Source organism: Nioella nitratireducens (genome assembly GCF_001879715.1).
Classification (GTDB): Bacteria; Pseudomonadota; Alphaproteobacteria; order Rhodobacterales; family Rhodobacteraceae; genus Nioella; species Nioella nitratireducens.
This window is the reverse complement of sequence record NZ_MNBW01000012.1, coordinates 1-18,442: the sequence shown is the minus strand read 5'-3', so window position 1 is coordinate 18,442 and position 18,442 is coordinate 1. Positions and strand designations below refer to the sequence as shown.

Annotated in this window: 14 protein-coding genes and 1 tRNA gene; 7 read left to right on the top strand and 8 right to left on the bottom strand. The window is 62.0% G+C overall.

The genetic code is table 11. The features are described 5' to 3' along the window. Complete coding sequence (locus BKY27_RS13075; protein WP_071675045.1) at window positions 1-1,341, top strand: M23 family metallopeptidase; 1,341 nt, start codon at window positions 1-3, stop codon at window positions 1,339-1,341. Beyond that, window positions 1,331-1,879 carry a bactofilin family protein gene (locus tag BKY27_RS13070; protein WP_071674945.1) on the top strand — a complete coding sequence of 183 codons (549 nt, stop codon included), beginning with the start codon at window positions 1,331-1,333 and terminating at the stop codon, window positions 1,877-1,879. The genes BKY27_RS13075 and BKY27_RS13070 overlap by 11 nt, the downstream gene beginning before the upstream one ends. Window positions 1,880-1,959: 80 nt before the next feature. Here the strand turns inward: BKY27_RS13070 and BKY27_RS13065 are convergent, their stop codons facing one another. The 8 genes from BKY27_RS13065 to BKY27_RS13030 all read right to left on the bottom strand — a co-directional run bounded on the left by BKY27_RS13065 (window position 1,960) and on the right by BKY27_RS13030 (window position 13,206). After that, window positions 1,960-2,751, bottom strand: a complete 792-nt coding sequence (locus BKY27_RS13065) for a DUF2189 domain-containing protein (RefSeq protein ID WP_071674944.1) — start codon at window positions 2,749-2,751, stop codon at window positions 1,960-1,962. Window positions 2,752-2,829: 78 nt separating this feature from the next. Beyond that, window positions 2,830-3,957: a peptide chain release factor 2 gene (gene prfB, locus BKY27_RS13060; RefSeq protein ID WP_071674943.1), complete on the bottom strand. Its 1,128-nt coding sequence runs from the start codon at window positions 3,955-3,957 to the stop codon at window positions 2,830-2,832. 126 nt (window positions 3,958-4,083) lie between these two features. Continuing rightward, on the bottom strand, window positions 4,084-6,705 hold the full coding sequence (locus BKY27_RS13055; protein WP_071674942.1) for a penicillin-binding protein 1A: 2,622 nt from the start codon (window positions 6,703-6,705) through the stop codon (window positions 4,084-4,086). 128 nt (window positions 6,706-6,833) lie between these two features. Continuing rightward, window positions 6,834-7,928: an ABC transporter ATP-binding protein gene (locus BKY27_RS13050; protein WP_071674941.1), complete on the bottom strand. Its 1,095-nt coding sequence runs from the start codon at window positions 7,926-7,928 to the stop codon at window positions 6,834-6,836. Beyond that, window positions 7,921-9,576 (bottom strand): alpha-glucosidase family protein, encoded by a 1,656-nt coding sequence (locus tag BKY27_RS13045; RefSeq protein WP_071674940.1) that lies wholly within the window; start codon window positions 9,574-9,576, stop codon window positions 7,921-7,923. The genes BKY27_RS13050 and BKY27_RS13045 overlap by 8 nt, the downstream gene beginning before the upstream one ends. Before the next feature lie 15 nt (window positions 9,577-9,591). Further along, on the bottom strand, window positions 9,592-10,815 hold the full coding sequence (locus tag BKY27_RS13040) for a carbohydrate ABC transporter permease (RefSeq protein WP_071674939.1): 1,224 nt from the start codon (window positions 10,813-10,815) through the stop codon (window positions 9,592-9,594). Next, entirely contained in the window at window positions 10,815-11,792 is a 978-nt protein-coding gene (locus BKY27_RS13035) for a carbohydrate ABC transporter permease (RefSeq protein WP_071674938.1), read from the bottom strand. The genes BKY27_RS13040 and BKY27_RS13035 overlap by 1 nt, the downstream gene beginning before the upstream one ends. Before the next feature lie 73 nt (window positions 11,793-11,865). Then, window positions 11,866-13,206 carry an ABC transporter substrate-binding protein gene (locus BKY27_RS13030; RefSeq protein ID WP_071674937.1) on the bottom strand — a complete coding sequence of 447 codons (1,341 nt, stop codon included), beginning with the start codon at window positions 13,204-13,206 and terminating at the stop codon, window positions 11,866-11,868. A 250-nt stretch (window positions 13,207-13,456) separates the two neighbouring features. Between BKY27_RS13030 and BKY27_RS13025 the strand changes: the two genes are divergently transcribed. The 5 genes from BKY27_RS13025 to BKY27_RS13005 all read left to right on the top strand — a co-directional run bounded on the left by BKY27_RS13025 (window position 13,457) and on the right by BKY27_RS13005 (window position 18,263). Continuing rightward, window positions 13,457-14,500 carry a LacI family DNA-binding transcriptional regulator gene (locus BKY27_RS13025; RefSeq protein WP_071674936.1) on the top strand — a complete coding sequence of 348 codons (1,044 nt, stop codon included), beginning with the start codon at window positions 13,457-13,459 and terminating at the stop codon, window positions 14,498-14,500. 4 nt (window positions 14,501-14,504) lie between these two features. Further along, window positions 14,505-15,821, top strand: a complete 1,317-nt coding sequence (locus BKY27_RS13020) for a GH1 family beta-glucosidase (protein ID WP_071674935.1) — start codon at window positions 14,505-14,507, stop codon at window positions 15,819-15,821. Window positions 15,822-15,836: 15 nt separating this feature from the next. Further along, window positions 15,837-16,787 (top strand): glucokinase, encoded by a 951-nt coding sequence (locus BKY27_RS13015; RefSeq protein WP_071674934.1) that lies wholly within the window; start codon window positions 15,837-15,839, stop codon window positions 16,785-16,787. Between the two features lie 93 nt (window positions 16,788-16,880). Further along, window positions 16,881-16,970 (top strand) — tRNA-Ser (locus BKY27_RS13010). Between the two features lie 102 nt (window positions 16,971-17,072). Further along, complete coding sequence (locus tag BKY27_RS13005) at window positions 17,073-18,263, top strand: DUF6538 domain-containing protein (RefSeq protein WP_071674933.1); 1,191 nt, start codon at window positions 17,073-17,075, stop codon at window positions 18,261-18,263. The last annotated feature ends 179 nt before the right edge of the window (window positions 18,264-18,442 follow it).

The window sequence follows — 18,442 nt, the reverse complement described above, 5'->3', positions numbered from 1 at the left end:
GTGAAAACACGCCTGACCAACCGTCTGAATACGGTTCTTGAACGATATTTGCCAGAGCAGCGGCTCTTCCTGAAATCCGACCAAGGCATGCGCTACGTGCGTCTGCGGCCCGCCACGCAAGCGGTGATGCTGACGGGCTGCTCGCTGGTTGTGGGCTGGACGGTGATCGTTACCTCGATCTTCCTGATCGACTCGATCAGCGCCGGCAGCGTCCGCGATCAGGCCGAGCGCGCGCAGATTGCCTATGAAAGTCGGCTCAACGCCATCTCGCAGGAACGCGATGCCCGCGCCTCGGAAGCGCAGGCCAGCCAAGAGCGGTTTTCGGTGGCGATGGACGAGGTTTCGGCCATGCAATCGCGCCTGCTGGCCTCGGAAGAGCGCCGCCGCGAACTGGAAACCGCTGTCGAGGTCATCCAGACCACGCTGCGACGGGTGATGGGCGAACGCGACACCGCCCGCGAACAGATGGCCGCGCTGCAAGCCGAGATCGAAAACGACGACAGCCCGGTCCAGACCGCCGCCGCCCGCGCGCAGGAAATGGAACGCACCGTCGATTATCTGTCGATGGCGTTGCGCCGGGCCGCCGATGAACGCGACGATGCCGTGGCCACCGCCCGCAACGCCGAAGACGAGGTTGGCGATCTCGAATTTACCCAAGCCCTTGCCGATGAACGCAACGAGCGGATTTTCGCGCAGATCGAAGACGCGGTCGAGATGTCGATGGCCCCGCTCGACACGATGTTCCAGGACGCGGGCCTGTCGACCGATGATCTGGTGAACCAGATGCGCGCCAGCTACAACGGACAAGGTGGCCCGCTGATGCCGATCACCATGTCGTCGAGCGGCGAAGAACCCGACCCGGAAGAGATTCGCGCCAATGAGGTTCTGGCCCAGCTCGACCTGCTGAACCTGCGCCGCATGGCAGCCGAAAACCTTCCGTTTTCAATGCCTTTGCGCACGTCTTACCGGATCAGCTCGACCTTTGGCTATCGCAGCGACCCGTTCAATGGCGGGCGGCGTCTGCATTCCGGTGTGGACATGGCCGGGGCGCACGGCTCGCCGATCTACGCGACCGGCGACGGGGTTGTCAGCTTTGCCGGACGGCAGAGCGGATACGGCAATGTCGTGGTGCTGCGCCACGCCATGGGCTTTGAAACGCGCTACGCCCATATGTCGCGCATACGGGTTCAGGAGGGCCAAAGGGTCTCGCGCGGGGATCGGATCGGTGATATGGGAAGCACCGGACGGTCGACGGGGCCCCATCTTCACTATGAGGTTCGCACCGGTGGCACGCCCCGAAACCCCATGACGTACATTACGGCAGGTAGAAATGTTTTCTAAATCCAAGATCAACGAGCCCGGCGCAAAAGCAGCCGGAACCGCCGAAAAACCCGAAACTGCGGCAGAGCCCGCCAAGTCAGGATCCTCGGACAAATCCTCTATGCCCCTTACCAGCTCCAAGCCCAAACCGCCCGCATCCGTTCTCAGCTCGGATCTGACGATCACCGGTAATCTTCGGACCACCGGCGATATTCAGGTGGAAGGCACCGTGCAGGGCGACATCCGCGCACATCTGCTGACCGTAGGCGAAGGCGCCACCATAGAGGGCGAGATCGTGGCCGACGACATCGTCGTGACCGGCCGCGTCGTTGGCCGTGTCCGTGGCCTAAAAGTGCGCCTGACCTCGACCGCCAAGGTCGAAGGCGACATCATCCACAAGACCATCGCCATCGAAAGCGGTGCGCATTTCGAAGGCTCGGTGCAGCGTCAGGAAGACCCGCTGTCCAATGGCGGCACCAACAAGCGCCCCGCGGCACAACCGCAGCAGGCCGCCGCCGCCAAAGCAGCGGCGCCCCAGAACGGCACCACCGACGCCTGATCGGCGACTCTCCAGATCACTTATGTCATGGGCGGCCCCGCGAATTTCGTGGGGCCGTTTTCGGTGGCGCGCCCCCCTGCCTACTCGGTTTCAAGCGCCCGGCGATAGACATGCCAGCTTGCGTGTCCAAGCACCGGCAGCACGATGAACAACCCCAGAAGTGCGGGCGCCATGGCAGCGAAACTGAGCGTTGCGATCACCATCCCCCACGCAATCATGACCTTGGGGTTACGCTTGACCACGGCGATGCTGGTGATCATGGCCGTCACGAAATCCAGTTCCTTGTCCAACAGCAGCGGCAGCGAGATCACCGTCAGGCAAAAAAGGACAAAGGCGAAAACCGCGCCGAAGGCGGTGCCGGTCAGCAGCATCAGCAGCCCCTCTGACTGCAAAAGATAGGCATAGCTTGAGCTGACATTCATCAGCACCGACGGCCCCATGAACAACGCGAACAGCATATGGGCAAAGAACGACCAGAACAGGAAATAGACGATGATGACCCACGACATCAGCGGTAACTGCCTGAGCCGCTGACGCCAAACCACGCCAAAGATATCGTTGCGCCGGAAATCGGTATCTCCCATCTCCAGCCGCCGCGACACCTCGTAAAGCCCAACGGCCAGAAACGGAGCCATCAGCGGGAAGCCGACAGTAAAGGGCAGCGCCCACCAGATTTGCCCGGTGACGAAAAAGAAGACATACATCGCCCATCCACCGATCACGTAGATATGCGAAAAGAACAGCCCCATCATGGGTTTTTGCCGGAAGTCCCGCCATCCGCACCGCAGGGCATAGGCTATATCGCCCATCTGCATGTCCCGGATTTCGGGCACCTTTGACGCGGCAGGCAAAGCCTGGCTGGTATCACTCATCACGAAATACTCCCTTGCGCGCGATGCTACGGGAGGATGCTTGACCGTGCCAAGGGAAATCAGGGCGGAATGGCGGGCTCAGTCCTCGGACTGGGCCTCGGCGCGGCTCTTGCCGGAAACGTCCATGGCCAGCACGCTGGCCATCAACCCGTCCAGATCGCCGTCAAGCACGCCTTGGGTATCCGAGGTCTCGAACCCCGTCCGCAGGTCTTTCACCATCTGGTAGGGTTGAAGCACATAGGACCGGATCTGGTTGCCCCAGCCCGCGTCGCCCTTGTTCTCATGCGCCTCGTTGATGGCGGCGTTGCGGCGGTCCAGTTCCTGCTGGTAGAGCCGCGATTTCAGCGCCTTCATGGCGATATCGCGGTTCTGGTGCTGCGACTTCTCCGAGCTTGTGACCACGATCCCCGTGGGAATGTGGGTGATCCGAACAGCCGAATCCGTGGTGTTCACGTGCTGACCGCCAGCACCCGACGACCGGTAGGTGTCGATGCGGATGTCAGAGGGGTTCACCTCGATCTCGATATTGTCGTCGACCACGGGGTAAACCCAGACCGAGCTGAAGGACGTGTGCCGCCGGGCAGCGCTGTCATAGGGGCTGATCCGCACAAGGCGATGCACACCTGATTCCGATTTCAGCCAGCCATAGGCATTGTGGCCGGAAATCTTGTAGGTGGCCGATTTTATGCCCGCCTCTTCGCCGGCGCTTTCAGCCTGAAGCTCGACCTCGTAGCCCTTTTTCTCGGCCCAACGGACATACATCCGCGCAAGGATCGACGCCCAGTCACAGCTTTCGGTGCCGCCCGCGCCCGAGTTGATCTCGAGGAAGGTATCATTGCTGTCGGCCTCGCCATCCAAAAGCGCCTCCAGCTCCTTGGCGGCGGCGGTCTTGGCCAAGGCCTTCAGCGCCTCTTCCGCCTCGGTGACGACATCGTCGTCATCCTCCATCTCGCCCAGTTCGATCAGCTCGATATTGTCGTTGAGCCCGGTCGTGATCGCCTTGTAGGTCGCAAGCTTGTCGACCAGAACCTGCCGGTCGCGCATCAGCTTCTGCGCCTTGTCGGGGTCGTTCCACAGATCAGGGTCTTCGACGCGCGCGTTGAATTCCTCCAGCCGGTGGTCCGCCGTCTCAAGGTCCATCCGCTGGCCCAGAAGGGTCAGGGATTTCCGGATTTTCTCGATATGGCTCTGGGTTTCGGCCCGCATGGTTCAACTCGCCTGCCTGTCATTGCTATCGGTTGGATGTAGACCAGCCCTTGCCCGCCTGCAAGCGGGCGCACGGTGCCGGGGCCGCCAAAACCGGGCGCGCGCCCGGCGCCAAGGCGAAGGGTGTCAGTAAAGCCCGCCCGAGGTCAGTTCACCAAAGCCGGTGCCAAGCGGCACCCGCGCTGTGTTGCCGGTCGAGGTTTCGACCGTGCCGCCCTCACCCTGCGCGGTTGTGTTGCCATCCACCACCTCACCGCCATCGGTGGAGGGCGCATTCGGGTTACCGCCAGCGCCGAACATCGGCAAGCTGCTGCCCATGCCAAAGCCCCCATCGACAACCGAGAGCATACCGAAGAACGGCTCATAGCCGTCGCGGAAATACTCGCGCACCACGTCGGGGCCCGAGGCGCCATCTTCCAGCCGCTGGCCGGAATAGCGGTCGATCGGGTAGAAATGCCCGCCCGGCGGCACCCGGAACGGACCGCCGCCATATTCGTCGATGGCCACCCGCATGAAATCGGCAAAGACCGGGCCGCAAATCGCCCCGCCCGAGGCCCCCCGGCCAAGCGGGCGCGGCGTGTCATAACCAATGTAGCAGCCCGCCACGATATTGGACGAAAAGCCGGTAAACCATACGTCCCGCGCGTCGTTGGTGGTGCCGGTCTTGCCCGCGATGGGAACACCCAGCCCTGCCGAACCAACGGTGCCGGCGGCCGTGCCGCGCTGGACCACACCCTGCATCATCGAGGTCAACTGATAGGCGGTGATCGCGTCGATCACCCGCTCGCGGTTCGACACGATGCGGGGGGCCTCGCCTTCGGGCAGTTCCCCGGCGGCGCAGTCCTGACAGATGCGCTGGTCGTGGCGATAGACCGTCTGACCAAAGCGGTCCTGCACCCGGTCAACCAGCGTCGGTTCGACCCGTTCGCCGCCATTGGCAAACATCGCATAGGCCGCCACGATGCGGAACAGCGTGGTTTCCTGCGCCCCAAGAGAGTTCGCCAGGTAAGGCTGCAACTCGTCATAGACACCAAAGCGTTCGGCATAGCGGGCCACCGTCTCCATCCCCAGATCTTGGGCCAGACGCACGGTCATCAGGTTGCGCGACCGTTCAAGGCCGATGCGCATCGGCGCGGGGCCGAGAAATTCGTTCGAGGCGTTGGTTGGCCGCCAGATGCCTTCACCCGTATCCACCTCGATCGGGGCATCCAGCACGATGGTATTGGGGCTATAGCCGGAATCAAGCGCGGCGGCATAGACGAAGGGCTTGAAGTTCGACCCCGGCTGCCGCGTCGCCTGGGTGGCGCGGTTGAAGGACGAATACTGGTAGGAAAACCCCCCCTGCATCGCCAGCACCCGGCCGGTATTCACGTCCATCGCCATGAAGCCGCCCTGCACCTCGGGGATCTGACGTAGCGACCAGCGTTGGAAATCGCCGTTGCCGTCGGTGATGGCCCGCACATGGACAACGTCACCCACGGTCAGCAGGTCACCCGCCACTTGTGCGCGGTCGCCCCGGTTGCCGTCCGCATCGACCGGGCGCGCCCATGTCACGTCTTCCGGTGCAATCCAGTGGCCGTCCTCGTCATCCTCGACACCCTCGATACCGATGCGGGCATGGGTGTTGCCAACCTCCAGCACCACGGCCACATGCCACCCGTCAATGTCGCGCGGGATCGAGACCTCGGCCAGCAGGTCGCGCCAGCCATCTTCGCCAGCGGCGGCCAGATCATCGGGGTCGATGGTGGCCAGCGGCGGGCGCCACAGGCCCCGGTCCCGGTCGTAGCTTTCCAGCGCCCGGCGCAACGAGCGTTCGGCGGCGCCCTGAAGGCTGCCATCCATCGTCGCGCGCACGGTGTAGCCGCCCGAGAAAAATTCGTCCTGCCCGAAATCACGGCTCAATTGGCGGCGGATTTCATCGGTGAAATAGTTGCGCGGCGGCAGTTGCGCGCGGAAAGGTTCGATCTGCCCGCCCTGCACGGTTTCCAGCGGCGCGGCCTGCGCGCGCTGCATCTCGGTCTCGCTGAGATAGCCGTTCTGGAACATCTCGCGCAGCACGTAATTGCGGCGGCTGACGGCGCGGTCGTAGTCGCGCACCGGGTGCAATTGCGACGGTGCCTGCGGCAGCGCCGCCAGATAAGCGGCCTGTTCAGGGCGTAAATCGGCGAGGTCGGCGTTGAAATAGGTCTGCGCGGCTGCGGCCACGCCATAGGAGTTCTGGCCCAGGAAAATCTCGTTCAGGTAAAGTTCCAGAATGCGGTCCTTGGTAAGCGTGCGCTCGATCCGGGCGGCAAGAATGATTTCACGGATCTTCCGCTCGATGGTGCGCGAGCCGTCGAGCAGGAAGTTCTTCATCACCTGTTGGGTGATGGTCGAGGCGCCCCGCACGTCGCGCCCGCGCGATCGCACCGCCTCGATAAAGGCCGCCGCGATGGCGCGCGGGTCATAGCCCGCATGTTCGTAGAAATTGCGATCTTCGGCACTGACGAAAGCATGGGCGACCAGATCGGGGATTTCGTCAATCGAGGCGTAAATCCGCCGTTCGGCGGCGAATTCATCCATGATCTGGCCCTCGCCCGAGTAGATCCGGCTGATCGTGGCGGGGGCATACTGGGCCAGCGTCTGATAGTCCGGCAGGTCGCGCGCATAGGAAAACACCACGCCCCCGGCGATCAACGCGCCCATGACAAGCCCGTTGGTCAGGAAGCTGAAAATGCCCCCGAAAAAGGAAAAGATGAATCGGATCATACGCAATATCTCCGCGCCGCGCTTCTGCCTTATAGGCACGCGCGAAAGGAGGGTCAAAAGGCGAACGGCCCCAGTGGCAGGTTTCCGCACCAAAGGGGCCGTTCCGTCGCGGGATTGTGAGCTTGGCGTCAGCGGTAGAGCAGCGACACCCCGTCCTTGAACACATGCACTCGTTCCGGGGCGGCGGTCATCCTTTGGGTTTTGCCGCGCCGGTCGGAATGCACGCCGGACAGCTTGGCAATGACAGGATCGGCCCCGAGCGCTTCCTTCTCGAAGTAAAGCAACGTCACTTCGCCAAGCGCCTCGGTGATGTCGACCTTGCCTTCAAACGCATAATCTTCCCCCTCGGCAACGACCATGTCTTCGGGCCGGATACCGACCTTGACGCTGGCGCCCTGATCTTCGGGCTTCGACGGGTAGTGCGACAGGATCGTGCCGCCGCCGCGTTTCAGGTTCAGCCGGGTCTGTTCGCCTGTCTCGACGATCTCGCCTTCCAGCAGGTTCATCTGCGGCGAGCCGATGAATTGCGCCACGAACTCGCTGTTGGGCTTTTCATAAAGCTCCAGCGGGCTGCCCACCTGCGCAATGCCCTTGTTGGCCAGCACGACGATCCGGCTGGCCAGCGTCATCGCCTCGACCTGATCGTGGGTCACGTAGATCATGGTCGAGTCCGGCATCTGTTCCTTCAATTGCGCGATCTCGATCCGGGTTGCCACCCGCAGGGCCGCGTCGAGGTTCGACAGCGGTTCATCGAAGAGATAGACCTTGGGGTCGCGCACAATGGCACGGCCAATGGCCACCCGCTGCCGTTGCCCGCCTGACAGCGCCTTGGGCAGCCGATCGAGGTAGTCCGTCAGTTGCAGCTTTTCAGCCGCCGCGTTCACGGCCTGCTCGATCTCTTCCTTCGACTGGCCCGCGATGCGCAGGGCAAAGGCCATGTTCTCGCGCACGGTCATGTGCGGATAGAGCGCGTAGGTCTGAAACACCATGGCGATCCCGCGCTGCGCGGGGGGCACGTCGTTCATCACCTGCCCGTCGATCGACAGCGTTCCCGCGGTGATCTTTTCCAGCCCCGCGATCATGCGCAGCAAGGTGGACTTGCCGCAGCCCGAGGGGCCGACGAACACGATCAGCTCGCCGGTTTCGATGTCGAGGTTGATGTCCCTCAACACATTGACGTCGCCATAGGATTTCACGACATCCTTGAGTATCAGATCAGCCATCGGTTCCCTCCCCTGATGCTGCGAAGACGGCCTGCCAAGGCCCGATAAACGGTCTCTTCGCCTGCTCGAACGGCGCGGCGAGCGGCGTCCAGTCGCCCTCCGGCCAGTCAAATTCCAACGGCGCATCGGACAGGTTGAAGGCGCAGAGCACGCGCCGTCCGTCATGCTCCCGTATGAACGCAACAATCCCGTCCCCGGCCCGCAACAGCTCGAAACTGCCCTTGGACAGCGCCGGTTCGGTGGCGCGAAAGGCGATCATGCGGCGGTAGAAGGCCAACATGCTGTCGTCCTGCCCGTCCTGCGCCGACACCGATTGCGCCAGGTGTTCGACGGCGATCGGCAGCCACGGCTTGCCCTCGGTGAAGCCGCCATTGCCATTATCGGTGACCCATGGCATCGGCGTGCGACACCCGTCGCGGCCCTTGAACTTGGGCCAGAAGCGGATGCCGTAGGGGTCTTGCAAATGCTCGTAGGGCACGTAGGCCTCGGTCAGTCCCAGCTCTTCGCCCTGATACAGGCAAACCGAGCCGCGCATCGCCAGAAGCAGGGCAGCGTAATTGCGCTGCGCGGCGGGGCTCAGCGCCCACCGGGTCGCATGGCGCACCACGTCATGATTGGAAAACGCCCAACAGGCCCATCCGTCGCCGATGCCGTCCTCGTAGCGGCTCAGCACCTCGCCCACCCGGTCGGCGGTCGGGGCGATGCCGGACAGGAACTCGAAGGAATAGCACATATGCACCTTGTCGCCGCCCGAGGTGTAGTCGGCCTGAATTTCCAACCCGCGCTGCGCGTCGCCGACTTCGCCCACGGCGGCGGCTGCGGGAAACTCGTCCAGCACCGCGCGAAAGCGTTTCAGGAAGTCCAGGTTTTCGGGCTGGTTCTTGTCATAAAGGTGATCTTGCCAGTTATAGGGGTTCACTTCTGGCGCGATGGTGGCGTTACGCTCTTCCGGGTTCAGGGCAGGATTGTCCCGCAATTCCTTGTCATGGAAGTAGAAATTGATCGTATCCAGACGAAAGCCATCGACGCCGCGCTCCAGCCAGAACCGCACCACGTCCAGCAGCGCGTCCTGCACGTCGGGGTTGTGCAGGTTCAGGTCGGGTTGCTGCGTCAGGAAGTTGTGCAGGTAGTACTGCATCCGCTCGCCATCCCATTCCCATGCCGAGCCGCCGAAGATCGACAGCCAGTTGTTGGGGGGGGTGCCATCGGGCTTGGCGTCGGCCCAGACATACCAGTCCGAGCGCGAATTTTCGCGGCTCTGGCGGCTTTCCTGAAACCACGCGTGCTGGTCCGAGGTATGGCTGATGACAAGGTCGATCAGCACCTTCAGCCCCAATTCATGGGCCCGGGCGATAAGCGCGTCGAAATCCCCCAGCGTACCGAACATCGGATCGACGTCTCGGTAATCCGAGACATCATAACCGAAATCGAGCATGGGCGAACGGAAGAACGGCGAAATCCAGATCGCATCGACCCCGAGGCCCGCGATATGGTCCAGCCGGTGAATGATGCCAGAGAGATCACCGATCCCGTCACCGTTCGAGTCCTGGAAGCTGCGGGGGTAGATCTGGTAGATTACCGCCCCCCGCCACCAGTCCTTGTCGGGGGCCGCCACATGGGCGGGGGACATGTCTTGCATGAGGTTCATGGGTCTTTCGGTTCCTTACTTGACCGAGCCGGCCAACAGGCCGCGCACGAGGAAACGTTGCATTGTGAAGAACACGATAACGGGCACCGCGATCGAGACGAAGGCCGCCGCCGCCAGAATGCCCCAGTCCCCCCCACGAGAGCCGAGCAGGTCGTCGGCGATCCGAACGGTCATCACCTTCGAGGCATCGTCGGAGGGCAGGAACACCTTGGCGACCAACAGGTCATTCCAGGTCCAGAGAAACTGGAAAATGGCAAAGCTTGCCAGCGCCGGAAAGCTGAGCGGCAGGATGATCTTGGTGAAGATCTGGAAATCCGTCGCCCCATCCACCTTCGCGCCCTCGATGATGTCGCGCGGCAACCCGACCATGTAGTTACGCAGAAGATAGATCGCGAGCGGCAGGCCAAACCCGGTATGGGCCATCCATATCCCGAGAAAGCTCTGCCCGATCCCGATGCGGTTGTGCAGGTTCAGAAGCGGCACAAGCGCCAGTTGCAGCGGCACGACCAGCAGGCCCACCACGGCGGCGATCAGCAACCCGCGCCCCGGAAAATCCATCCACGCCAATGCATAGGCCGCGAAGGCCGCGATCAGGATCGGGATGACCGTGGCCGGGATGGTCACCGTGAACGTGTTGACGAAGTTCCGGAAAATGCCCTCTTCGTCAAAGAGCAGATCCCAGAAGGTCGCCCCCTGCGCCTGCGACGCGGCGCGTTCATCGGCCGTCTGTGCGGTCAGGATGGTCTGGTAGTTGTCCATCGTGAAATCGGGCGGTGTGGCGGCGGCAAAATAGATGCGCGGCCCGCGCGCGTCCGGCTCTTCCGTCGAGGTGTAGCGATAACTGCCATCGGCCATCACCAACAAGGTGCCGCCATCGCGGTTTTCGCCCTCGGTCCCGGCTGCGAACGCGGCGGGGTCACGCCCGGTCACGCCAAAGGCGGTGATCGACGCGTCGCCGCTGGCAAAGGCATCGGCCACTTCGCCGGTCCCGAAAATATTGCCTTCGACGATCCAAAGATCGCCCTCCTGCCTCGGGGCGGCGTCATCGGCCCGCGTCCGGTAGGTCAGTTCGACCGAGAACGGCGCCAGCCACCAGCCAGAGGCGGTGATCTGGTCGCGGTCGCGGAAGGACGAGACGAAAAGCCCAACGGTCGGGATCAGCCACGCGACAACCAGCAGCGCGACGGTAATGTTCACGGCCCATTTCAGGCTGTTGTTCTGTCCGGCGATGTTGTCCATCAGCGCATCTCCTTCTGGGCCTGTCGGATGTTCCAGATCATCACCGGCAGCACCACGACCATGATCACCACGGCCACGGCGGTCGCCCGCCCGTCATCGCGGAACATCAGGGTCATCATGTAGCTGGGCAGGATCTGGGTGCCGAAATTGCCCCCGGTCATCGTGTAGACGATGTCAAAGACCTTGAGCACAAGGATGGTGATCGTCGTCCAGACCACCACGATGGTGCCCATGATCTGCGGCACCTTGATCTTGAAGAACAGCTGGAAGGGATTGGCGCCGTCGATGATCGCGGCCTCGACCGTTTCCTCGGGGATACCGCGCAGGGCAGCAGACAGGATCACCATGGCAAACCCGGTCTGAATCCAGATGAGGATCGCCATGAGGAAGAAATTGTTCCAGAACGGCACCTGTATCGGGTCCATCGGGTCAAGGCCCAGTCCGTCGCGCACTGCGTTGATGATGCCGATATCCGGGTCGCCCGCATAGACGAATTTCCAGATCAGCGAGGCCCCCACGAAGGAAATCGCCATCGGCATGAAGATCAGGGATTTCGCGATATTGCCCCATTTGAGCCGGTCGGTCAGCTGCGCCACCAGGAGGCCAAAGAATGTCGCCGCCGCCGGCACGACCAAGGCCCACAGAGCGTTGTTGAACAGTGCTTGCCGGAACACGTCGTCGGCAAAGAGGGCGCCGTAGTTGTCCATCCCGATGAACTCTTCGCCAGACCGGTTGAACAGCGAGCGCCAGAAGCTGCCCACCACCGGATAGACGAGGTAAACGGAGAGCGCGAGGATCGCAGGCAGCAGGAACAGCCAAGGCCGGACAGCGGTGGCGCGGTTGATGTTTCGGCCGATATTCGGACCCCGCGCGGGAAAGATCACTTTGTCGAGCAACAGGTTGGCGGCGTAGAAATAGCCCACGCAGCCGAACACCCCCACAAGGATCGTAATGATCCCCTGAAACAACGGTGACATGACCGTCCCTCCCCTGTCAGGTCAAAAAGGGCCCGGACCACGCGGCGCGCGGTCCGGGCCTTGGATCATTGCGTTACTGGATCGAGTCCCAACGCTCCTGGATCGCGGTGGCCACATCTTCGGCGCTTGCACCCGAGACATAATCGACCATGCCGGTCCAGAACGCGCCGGCCCCGATTTCGCCCGGCATCAGGTCAGAGCCGTCGAAGCGGAAGGTGGTGGCGCCCAGAAGGATGTCATTCATCGACCGCTGTGCATCGGTCGGGAAGACCGCCGGGTTGGCTGCGGCATAGGGCGTCAGGAAGCCCGACTGTGCCATCCACAGCTCATGCGCGATCGGGGTTTCCAGGAACGAGACGAAAGCCTCGGCCGCGGGGGACTCTTCGGTGATGGCCCACAGCGTGCCTGCGCCCAGAACCGGGTTGCCCAGGTCAAGACCGGCATAGGACGGGAAGTAGAAGAAATCGCTATCCGCGCCTTCGGGGAAGAAGGTCGGAATGAACGACGCCTGACGGTGCATGTAGCATTCCGGCGGATAGGAGAACAGGCCCGCCGGGCTGTCGCGGAAGTCGGTCGTGGCGACCGAGCTTGCGCCACCGGCCACATAGTCGTCATTGCGGGCGAAGTGACCGAATTCCTCGATCGCCGCCACGATGCGCGGGTCGTTGAACGGAATCTCGTTGGTCACCCACTGGTCATAGACTTCGGGCGGCTGCGTGCGCAGCAGCAGGTCTTCCACCCAGTCGGTGGCCGGCCAGCCAGTCGCCGCGCCCGATCCCAGACCGATGCACCACGGCGTGCCGCCATCGGCGACGATCTGGTCGGTCAGGGCCTGAAGCTCCTCCATCGACTGCGGAATGTCGTAGCCCGCTTCATCGAACGCCTCGGGCGAGTACCAGACCAGGGATTTCAGGTCGACCTTGTAGAAAAAGCCATAGAGCGCGTCAGCGCCATCGGGGCCGGCATAGGTGCCCAGATCGACCCAGGACTGGCCCGCGGCGTAGTTTTCACGCACCCAGTCGGCGGTGCCGTCAGGCAGCGGCGTCAGCGCGCCACGGGCGGCCATGTCGGCGGCAAGGCCCGGCTGCGGGAAGACGGCGATGTTCGGCGGGCTGTTGGCCTGGATCGAAATCACGATGTCCTGCTCAAAGCTGTCGGAGCCCGAGTAGTTCACGGTGGCGCCGGTCGCGGCCTCGAAATAGGCCAGCACGCTTTCGACCAGATCGCCGTCGGCACCGATCCACGGGCCGGTGATGGTCAGGGTCTGGCCGCTCAGGTCGGTGGCCTCGGCAAAGGCGTCATAGCTGTCCCAGCTAAAGTCGCCCTCGCCGGGGGTAAACATGAGATCCTGTCCGTAGGCGAGCCCTGCCGTCAGGGCCAGCACGCCTGCGCTGGCGAGAAGTGATTTATTCATTACGTCCTCCCTTGGGTCGGCCATAGGCCGATAGTCTGGATTGCGGTTGCCGCGTTTCCAAAGCGCTTTGATACCCTCCAAGCAATCCTTGATTCCCCCCCGTCTGTCAATCAGCAAGACAGGATCTCTCGCATTTATTGAGCACTGTTAACATGAGAAGTTTGGAAAGAGCCTTTGACAGCCCCTCGGAATCCCAGATACTAGCTGGTATTTGAAAGCGCTTTGGGAGCGGGCGGACCCTATCTTGGCAATGAACCTCAAACAGCTTGCCGAATCTCTCGGACTCTCGCAGACCACGGTCAGCCGGGCCCTGAACGGCTACCCCGAGGTCAGCGAAGCCACCCGCAACCGGGTTCAGGCCGCCGCCCTGCGACACAACTATCGCCCCAATACGCGCGCCCGTGGCCTGGCCACCGGCAAATCGCACATGATCGGCCATGTCATCCCGATCTCGACCAAGCACGAGATGATGAACCCGGTGTTTTCCGATTTCATCGCCGGGGCGGGCGACATCTATTCCCGCGCGGGCTATGACATGACGCTGTCCATCGTCCCTGACGATTCCGAAGACGATGCCTATCGCGCTCTGGCCCAGAAGAAGGCGGTGGATGGCATCGTGATCCATGGCCCGCGCTCGGATGAACGCCGCATCCGCCTGCTTCAGGATCTCGACATGCCTTTTGTCGTGCATGGCCGCGCCTCTGCGGAATCTTCCGAATACTCATGGGTCGATGTGAACAACCGCCGGGCCTTTGCCCGCGCGACGCAACTGTTGCTCGACCTCGGCCACCGGCGCATTGCCTTCATCAACGGCCTGGAAGACATGGATTTCGCCATTCGCCGCCGTCAGGGCTTTGAAAAGGCGCTGTCCGATCGCGGCATGACGCCCGACCCCGCCATAATGGCCGCCGACGAGATGACCGAACAGAACGGATACGCCGCGGCAGAGGCGATGCTGAGCGTCGCCCAAGCGCCCACGGCCTTTCTGGTGTCGTCCCTGATCTCGGCCATCGGTGTGCGCCGCGCCATCGAGGATGCGGGCCTGCGCATGGGCCGCGATGTCAGCGTCATCACCCATGACGACGAGTTAAGCTACCTCGGCAATGGCCGGGATGTGCCGATATTCACCGCCACACGCTCATCGGTGCGCGAGGCCGGGCGGCTTGCCGCAGAGACCCTGCTGGACCTGATCGACGATCCGCACCGCACCCCCCGCCACCACCTGCTGGAGGCCGAGTTGATGCTTGGCCGATCGACCGGGCCGACCCCTGCCCCGGCCAACCACGAAAGCTGACGCCATGACCTGGACACGCAAAGATTTTCCCGAGGGGTTCCTCTTCGGGGCCGCCACCTCGGCCTACCAGATCGAAGGCCATGCCTTTGGCAAGGCGGGCCCCACCCATTGGGACAGTTTCGCCGCCACCCCCGGCAATGTGGTCCGCGCCGAAGACGGCGCACGGGCCTGCGATCACTATCACCGGTGGCAAGAAGACCTTGACCTGCTGCAAGGGCTGGGGGCCGATGTCTATCGGTTCTCGACCTCTTGGGCACGGGTGCTGCCCGAGGGGACCGGCACACCCAATGCAGAGGGGCTCGATTTCTATGACCGGCTGGTCGACGGGTTGCTGGAGCGGGGGCTGAAGCCCGCCGCGACGCTCTATCACTGGGAACTGCCGCAGCCGCTGGCCGACCGGGGTGGCTGGCGCAACCGTGACATCGCCGACTGGTTTGCAGATTTCACCGCTGTCATCATGGAGCGGATCGGCGACCGCGTCTGGTCCGCCGCACCGATCAACGAGCCGTGGTGCGTCGGCTGGCTCAGCCATTTCCTCGGCCACCACGCCCCCGGCCTGCGCGATATTCGCGCCACCGCCCGCGCGATGCACCACGTGTTGCTGTCCCATGGCCGGTCGATCGAGGTCATGCGCGGCCTCGGCATGGGCAATCTCGGCGGCGTTTTCAACATGGAATGGGCCAACCCCGCCGATGGCAGCCAAGAGGCCGCCGGCGCCGCCGCCACCTATGACGCCTACTACAACCGCTTCTTCCTGGAGGGCGTGCTGACAGGCGCTTACCCCGAAGAGGCGCTGGAGGGCCTCGGCCCCCATATGCCCGACAATTGGCAGGACGATTTCGCCACCATCTGCCAGCCGCTCGACTGGATCGGCGTCAACTACTACACCCGCAAGAACATCGCCCCCGCACCCGGCCCGTGGCCTGCGTTACAAGAGATCGACGGCCCCCTGCCCAAGACCCAGATGGGATGGGAAATCTTCCCCGAGGGGCTTTACCAGTTCATCACGCGGGTCTCGACGCTCGCGCCGGACCTGCCGATCTACGTGACCGAAAACGGCATGGCGAACCCCGACGTGCTGACAGGTGGCGCCGTGAACGACCCCGAGCGGCTGGCCTATATCGACGCCCATCTCGACGCCTGCCGCCGTGCGATTGCAGACGGGGCGGACCTGCGCGGCTATTTCATCTGGTCGCTGATGGACAATTACGAATGGGCCCTCGGCTATGAAAAGCGGTTCGGGCTGATCCATGTGGACTTCGAAACCTTGCAGCGGACGCCCAAAGCGTCCTATCACGCCATCGCGGAACGTTTGCGCTAACAAGGGGACAGGCCCATGCATCGAGACCTCTCGCTCGTGGCTGATATCGGCGGCACCAATACGCGCGTGGCGCTGGCCCGTGGCAGCGACGTCCAGCATGACAGCGTGCGCCGCTTTTCGAACAAGGGCGCCAGCGGTCTGGAGACCTTGCTGGAGCGCTACCTCGACGAGCTGACGCCCGGCGATCTGGCGGGCGCCTGTGTCGCCATCGCCGGTCCGGTGCGCGACGGGGTCGGCCAGATGACCAACCTCGACTGGCGCGTTGACCGCGAGGGCCTTGGGGCGGTTACGGGGGCGCGGAAACTGGCCGTGCTGAACGACCTTCAGGCGCAGGGCCATGCCCTGAACCACCTTGCCGAAGACGACCTGTTGCGCCTGCTGCCGCAGCCCAAGGCACCGGCCCATGCCGCCAAGCTGGTGGTGGGGCTTGGAACGGGGTTCAACGCCGCCCCGGTCCATGAATCGGCGGGAGGACGCTTTGTCCCGCCGTCGGAATGCGGCCATATTTCCCTGCCGCGAAACACCCCCGCCATGGCCGCGCTGGCCGACAAGCTGGAAGCCAGCCATCATGGCTTCGCCGCCGTGGAAGAGGCCCTCTCTGGACGTGGTTTCGTGCGGGTGCACCGGCATTTGCACGGCGAAGACCTTGACGGGGTCGAGATCATTTCGCGGCTGTCGCAGGGCGACGAAAAGGCCACCGGGAGTGCGCGGCTTTTCACCGACATTCTCGGCACGGTGATGGGGGACCTGGCCCTGATCCACCTGCCCTTTGGCGGGCTTTTCCTGATCGGCGGCATGGCCCGTGCGATCACACCATGGCTGGAACCGCTCGGCTTCGCCCAGTCCTTCCGCGCCAAGGGCCGGTTCTCGGGCTTCATGGACCAGTTCGGCATTGCCGTCGTACAGGATGACTACGCCGCCCTGACCGGCTGCGCCTCGCATCTGGGGCATATGACACCGGTCTGACGACGCGATTGCAGGCGAGCGAAACTTTTTTCGTCCAGCCAGTCAAAGGCCCCTTGCACCCACCCGCGACCATGCGCTATCTCGCGTCGGCACGGAGAGGTGGCCGAGTGGTCGAAGGCGCACGCCTGGAAAGTGTGTAGGCGGGAGACCGTCTCCAGGGTTCGAATCCCTGTCTCTCCGCCACATTCCATTGGCATTTAGGCAAAATTTACAGTCTAACAAACTGTTATCTATCAGTTTTTTTCAACTTCGGCAACGTGCCGTCTTGTTCGACTGATAACCAAAATGCAGACCAAATCTATCCGCCATACCTTTATCCGTGATGGTCGATTCTACTTTTCACGCCGTGTTCCGAATGATCTTGCTGACCACTACAAGACAACACGGATTGTTCGTGCGCTTGGAACCTCTTCTTCATCGGAAGCAAGGCGATTGGTTGCCGCCATATCAGCGCAACTTGACACCTACTGGGCAACGATTCGACTTGAACGCATGACTGTTATTGGACACGAACTGCGTGTTCAGTCTGCTGTTGATGGTTTGGCAAAGCCTGTAGGATTGTTTGTCGAACCGACTCTCACCGTTTCAGCCGCCCAGAGCCTTTACTTGTCCTTAAAGGGAAAGGGTCGTCCGAAATCCTTCAAAGCAGCAGCAGACCGTGCAACTTCGTATCTGATTGCAGCGTGTGGTGAAAAACCGCTCGATCACTACACGCGCGCGGATGCGTTGCAGTTTCGGAATTTTCTCGTTGCACGCGGTTTGCGAGGATCAAGCATCACGAGGAATTTCTCGCACTTGAACGCGATCATAAACTTCGCCGTGTCCGAAAATGCCCTTGAACTAAAAAATCCGTTTTTGGGCGTTTACTACGATAGAGCTGCTGGGGTGATTGAAAGAAAACCGATACCAGTTGAAGACATCCGAAAGATTCAAGAAGTCTGCGAACGGCAAGATGATGATCTTCGTTGGTTGATAGCATTGGTTTCCGATACGGGCATGCGTTTGGCAGAAGCAGCAGGTCTGTTGAAATCTGATTTCTGCGATCTTGGAACCTCCTTGCCATATGTTGTCATGCAACCCCATCCTTGGCGAACCCTCAAGACTGAAAGCAGTAACAGAGTTGTTCCTTTAGTCGGGGCATCTTTCTGGGCGGCGAAGCGGATCACTTCCAATGCGGTTAAATCTCAATATGCTTTCCCGCGTTACAACAAAGGTCCGCAAACAGGTGCCGGTTCAGCAAGTGCTGCGTTGAACAAGTGGATTCGTGATTACGTCCCCAAAGGGTGCTCTATGCATAGTTTTCGCCATTCTATGCGTGATCGCCTGCGGTCGGTCGAATGCCCATCAGATATTGTTGACCAGATTGGCGGTTGGACAACGCAAGGAGTTGGTCAATCTTACGGGAATGGGTATCCGCTTGATGTAAAAATGAAATGGATGCAGTCCATCGAAACTCGACATCAGAATCTCAGGTGATTTTGGTTATCAGTCGAACAAGACGGCACGTTGCCGAAGTTGAAAAAAACTGATAGATAACAGTTTGTTAGACTGTAAATTTTGCCTAAATGCCAATGGAATGTGGCGGAGAGACAGGGCAAATTCGCAAATCGCTCACTGCTAACTATCTGGTTTCATTATTACATTACTTCAACCTT

What these genes read in the sequence shown, in the direction of transcription:
- BKY27_RS13070 (WP_071674945.1), top strand. Translation starts at nt 1,331, where the DNA reads ATGTTTTCTAAATCCAAGATCAACGAGCCCGGCGCAAAAGCAGCCGGA.
- BKY27_RS13065 (WP_071674944.1), bottom strand. Translation starts at nt 2,751, where the DNA reads ATGAGTGATACCAGCCAGGCTTTGCCTGCCGCGTCAAAGGTGCCCGAA.
- prfB (WP_071674943.1), bottom strand. Translation starts at nt 3,957, where the DNA reads ATGCGGGCCGAAACCCAGAGCCATATCGAGAAAATCCGGAAATCCCTG.
- BKY27_RS13055 (WP_071674942.1), bottom strand. Translation starts at nt 6,705, where the DNA reads ATGATCCGATTCATCTTTTCCTTTTTCGGGGGCATTTTCAGCTTCCTG.
- BKY27_RS13050 (WP_071674941.1), bottom strand. Translation starts at nt 7,928, where the DNA reads ATGGCTGATCTGATACTCAAGGATGTCGTGAAATCCTATGGCGACGTC.
- BKY27_RS13045 (WP_071674940.1), bottom strand. Translation starts at nt 9,576, where the DNA reads ATGAACCTCATGCAAGACATGTCCCCCGCCCATGTGGCGGCCCCCGAC.
- BKY27_RS13040 (WP_071674939.1), bottom strand. Translation starts at nt 10,815, where the DNA reads ATGGACAACATCGCCGGACAGAACAACAGCCTGAAATGGGCCGTGAAC.
- BKY27_RS13035 (WP_071674938.1), bottom strand. Translation starts at nt 11,792, where the DNA reads ATGTCACCGTTGTTTCAGGGGATCATTACGATCCTTGTGGGGGTGTTC.
- BKY27_RS13030 (WP_071674937.1), bottom strand. Translation starts at nt 13,206, where the DNA reads ATGAATAAATCACTTCTCGCCAGCGCAGGCGTGCTGGCCCTGACGGCA.
- BKY27_RS13025 (WP_071674936.1), top strand. Translation starts at nt 13,457, where the DNA reads ATGAACCTCAAACAGCTTGCCGAATCTCTCGGACTCTCGCAGACCACG.
- BKY27_RS13020 (WP_071674935.1), top strand. Translation starts at nt 14,505, where the DNA reads ATGACCTGGACACGCAAAGATTTTCCCGAGGGGTTCCTCTTCGGGGCC.
- BKY27_RS13015 (WP_071674934.1), top strand. Translation starts at nt 15,837, where the DNA reads ATGCATCGAGACCTCTCGCTCGTGGCTGATATCGGCGGCACCAATACG.
- BKY27_RS13005 (WP_071674933.1), top strand. Translation starts at nt 17,073, where the DNA reads ATGCAGACCAAATCTATCCGCCATACCTTTATCCGTGATGGTCGATTC.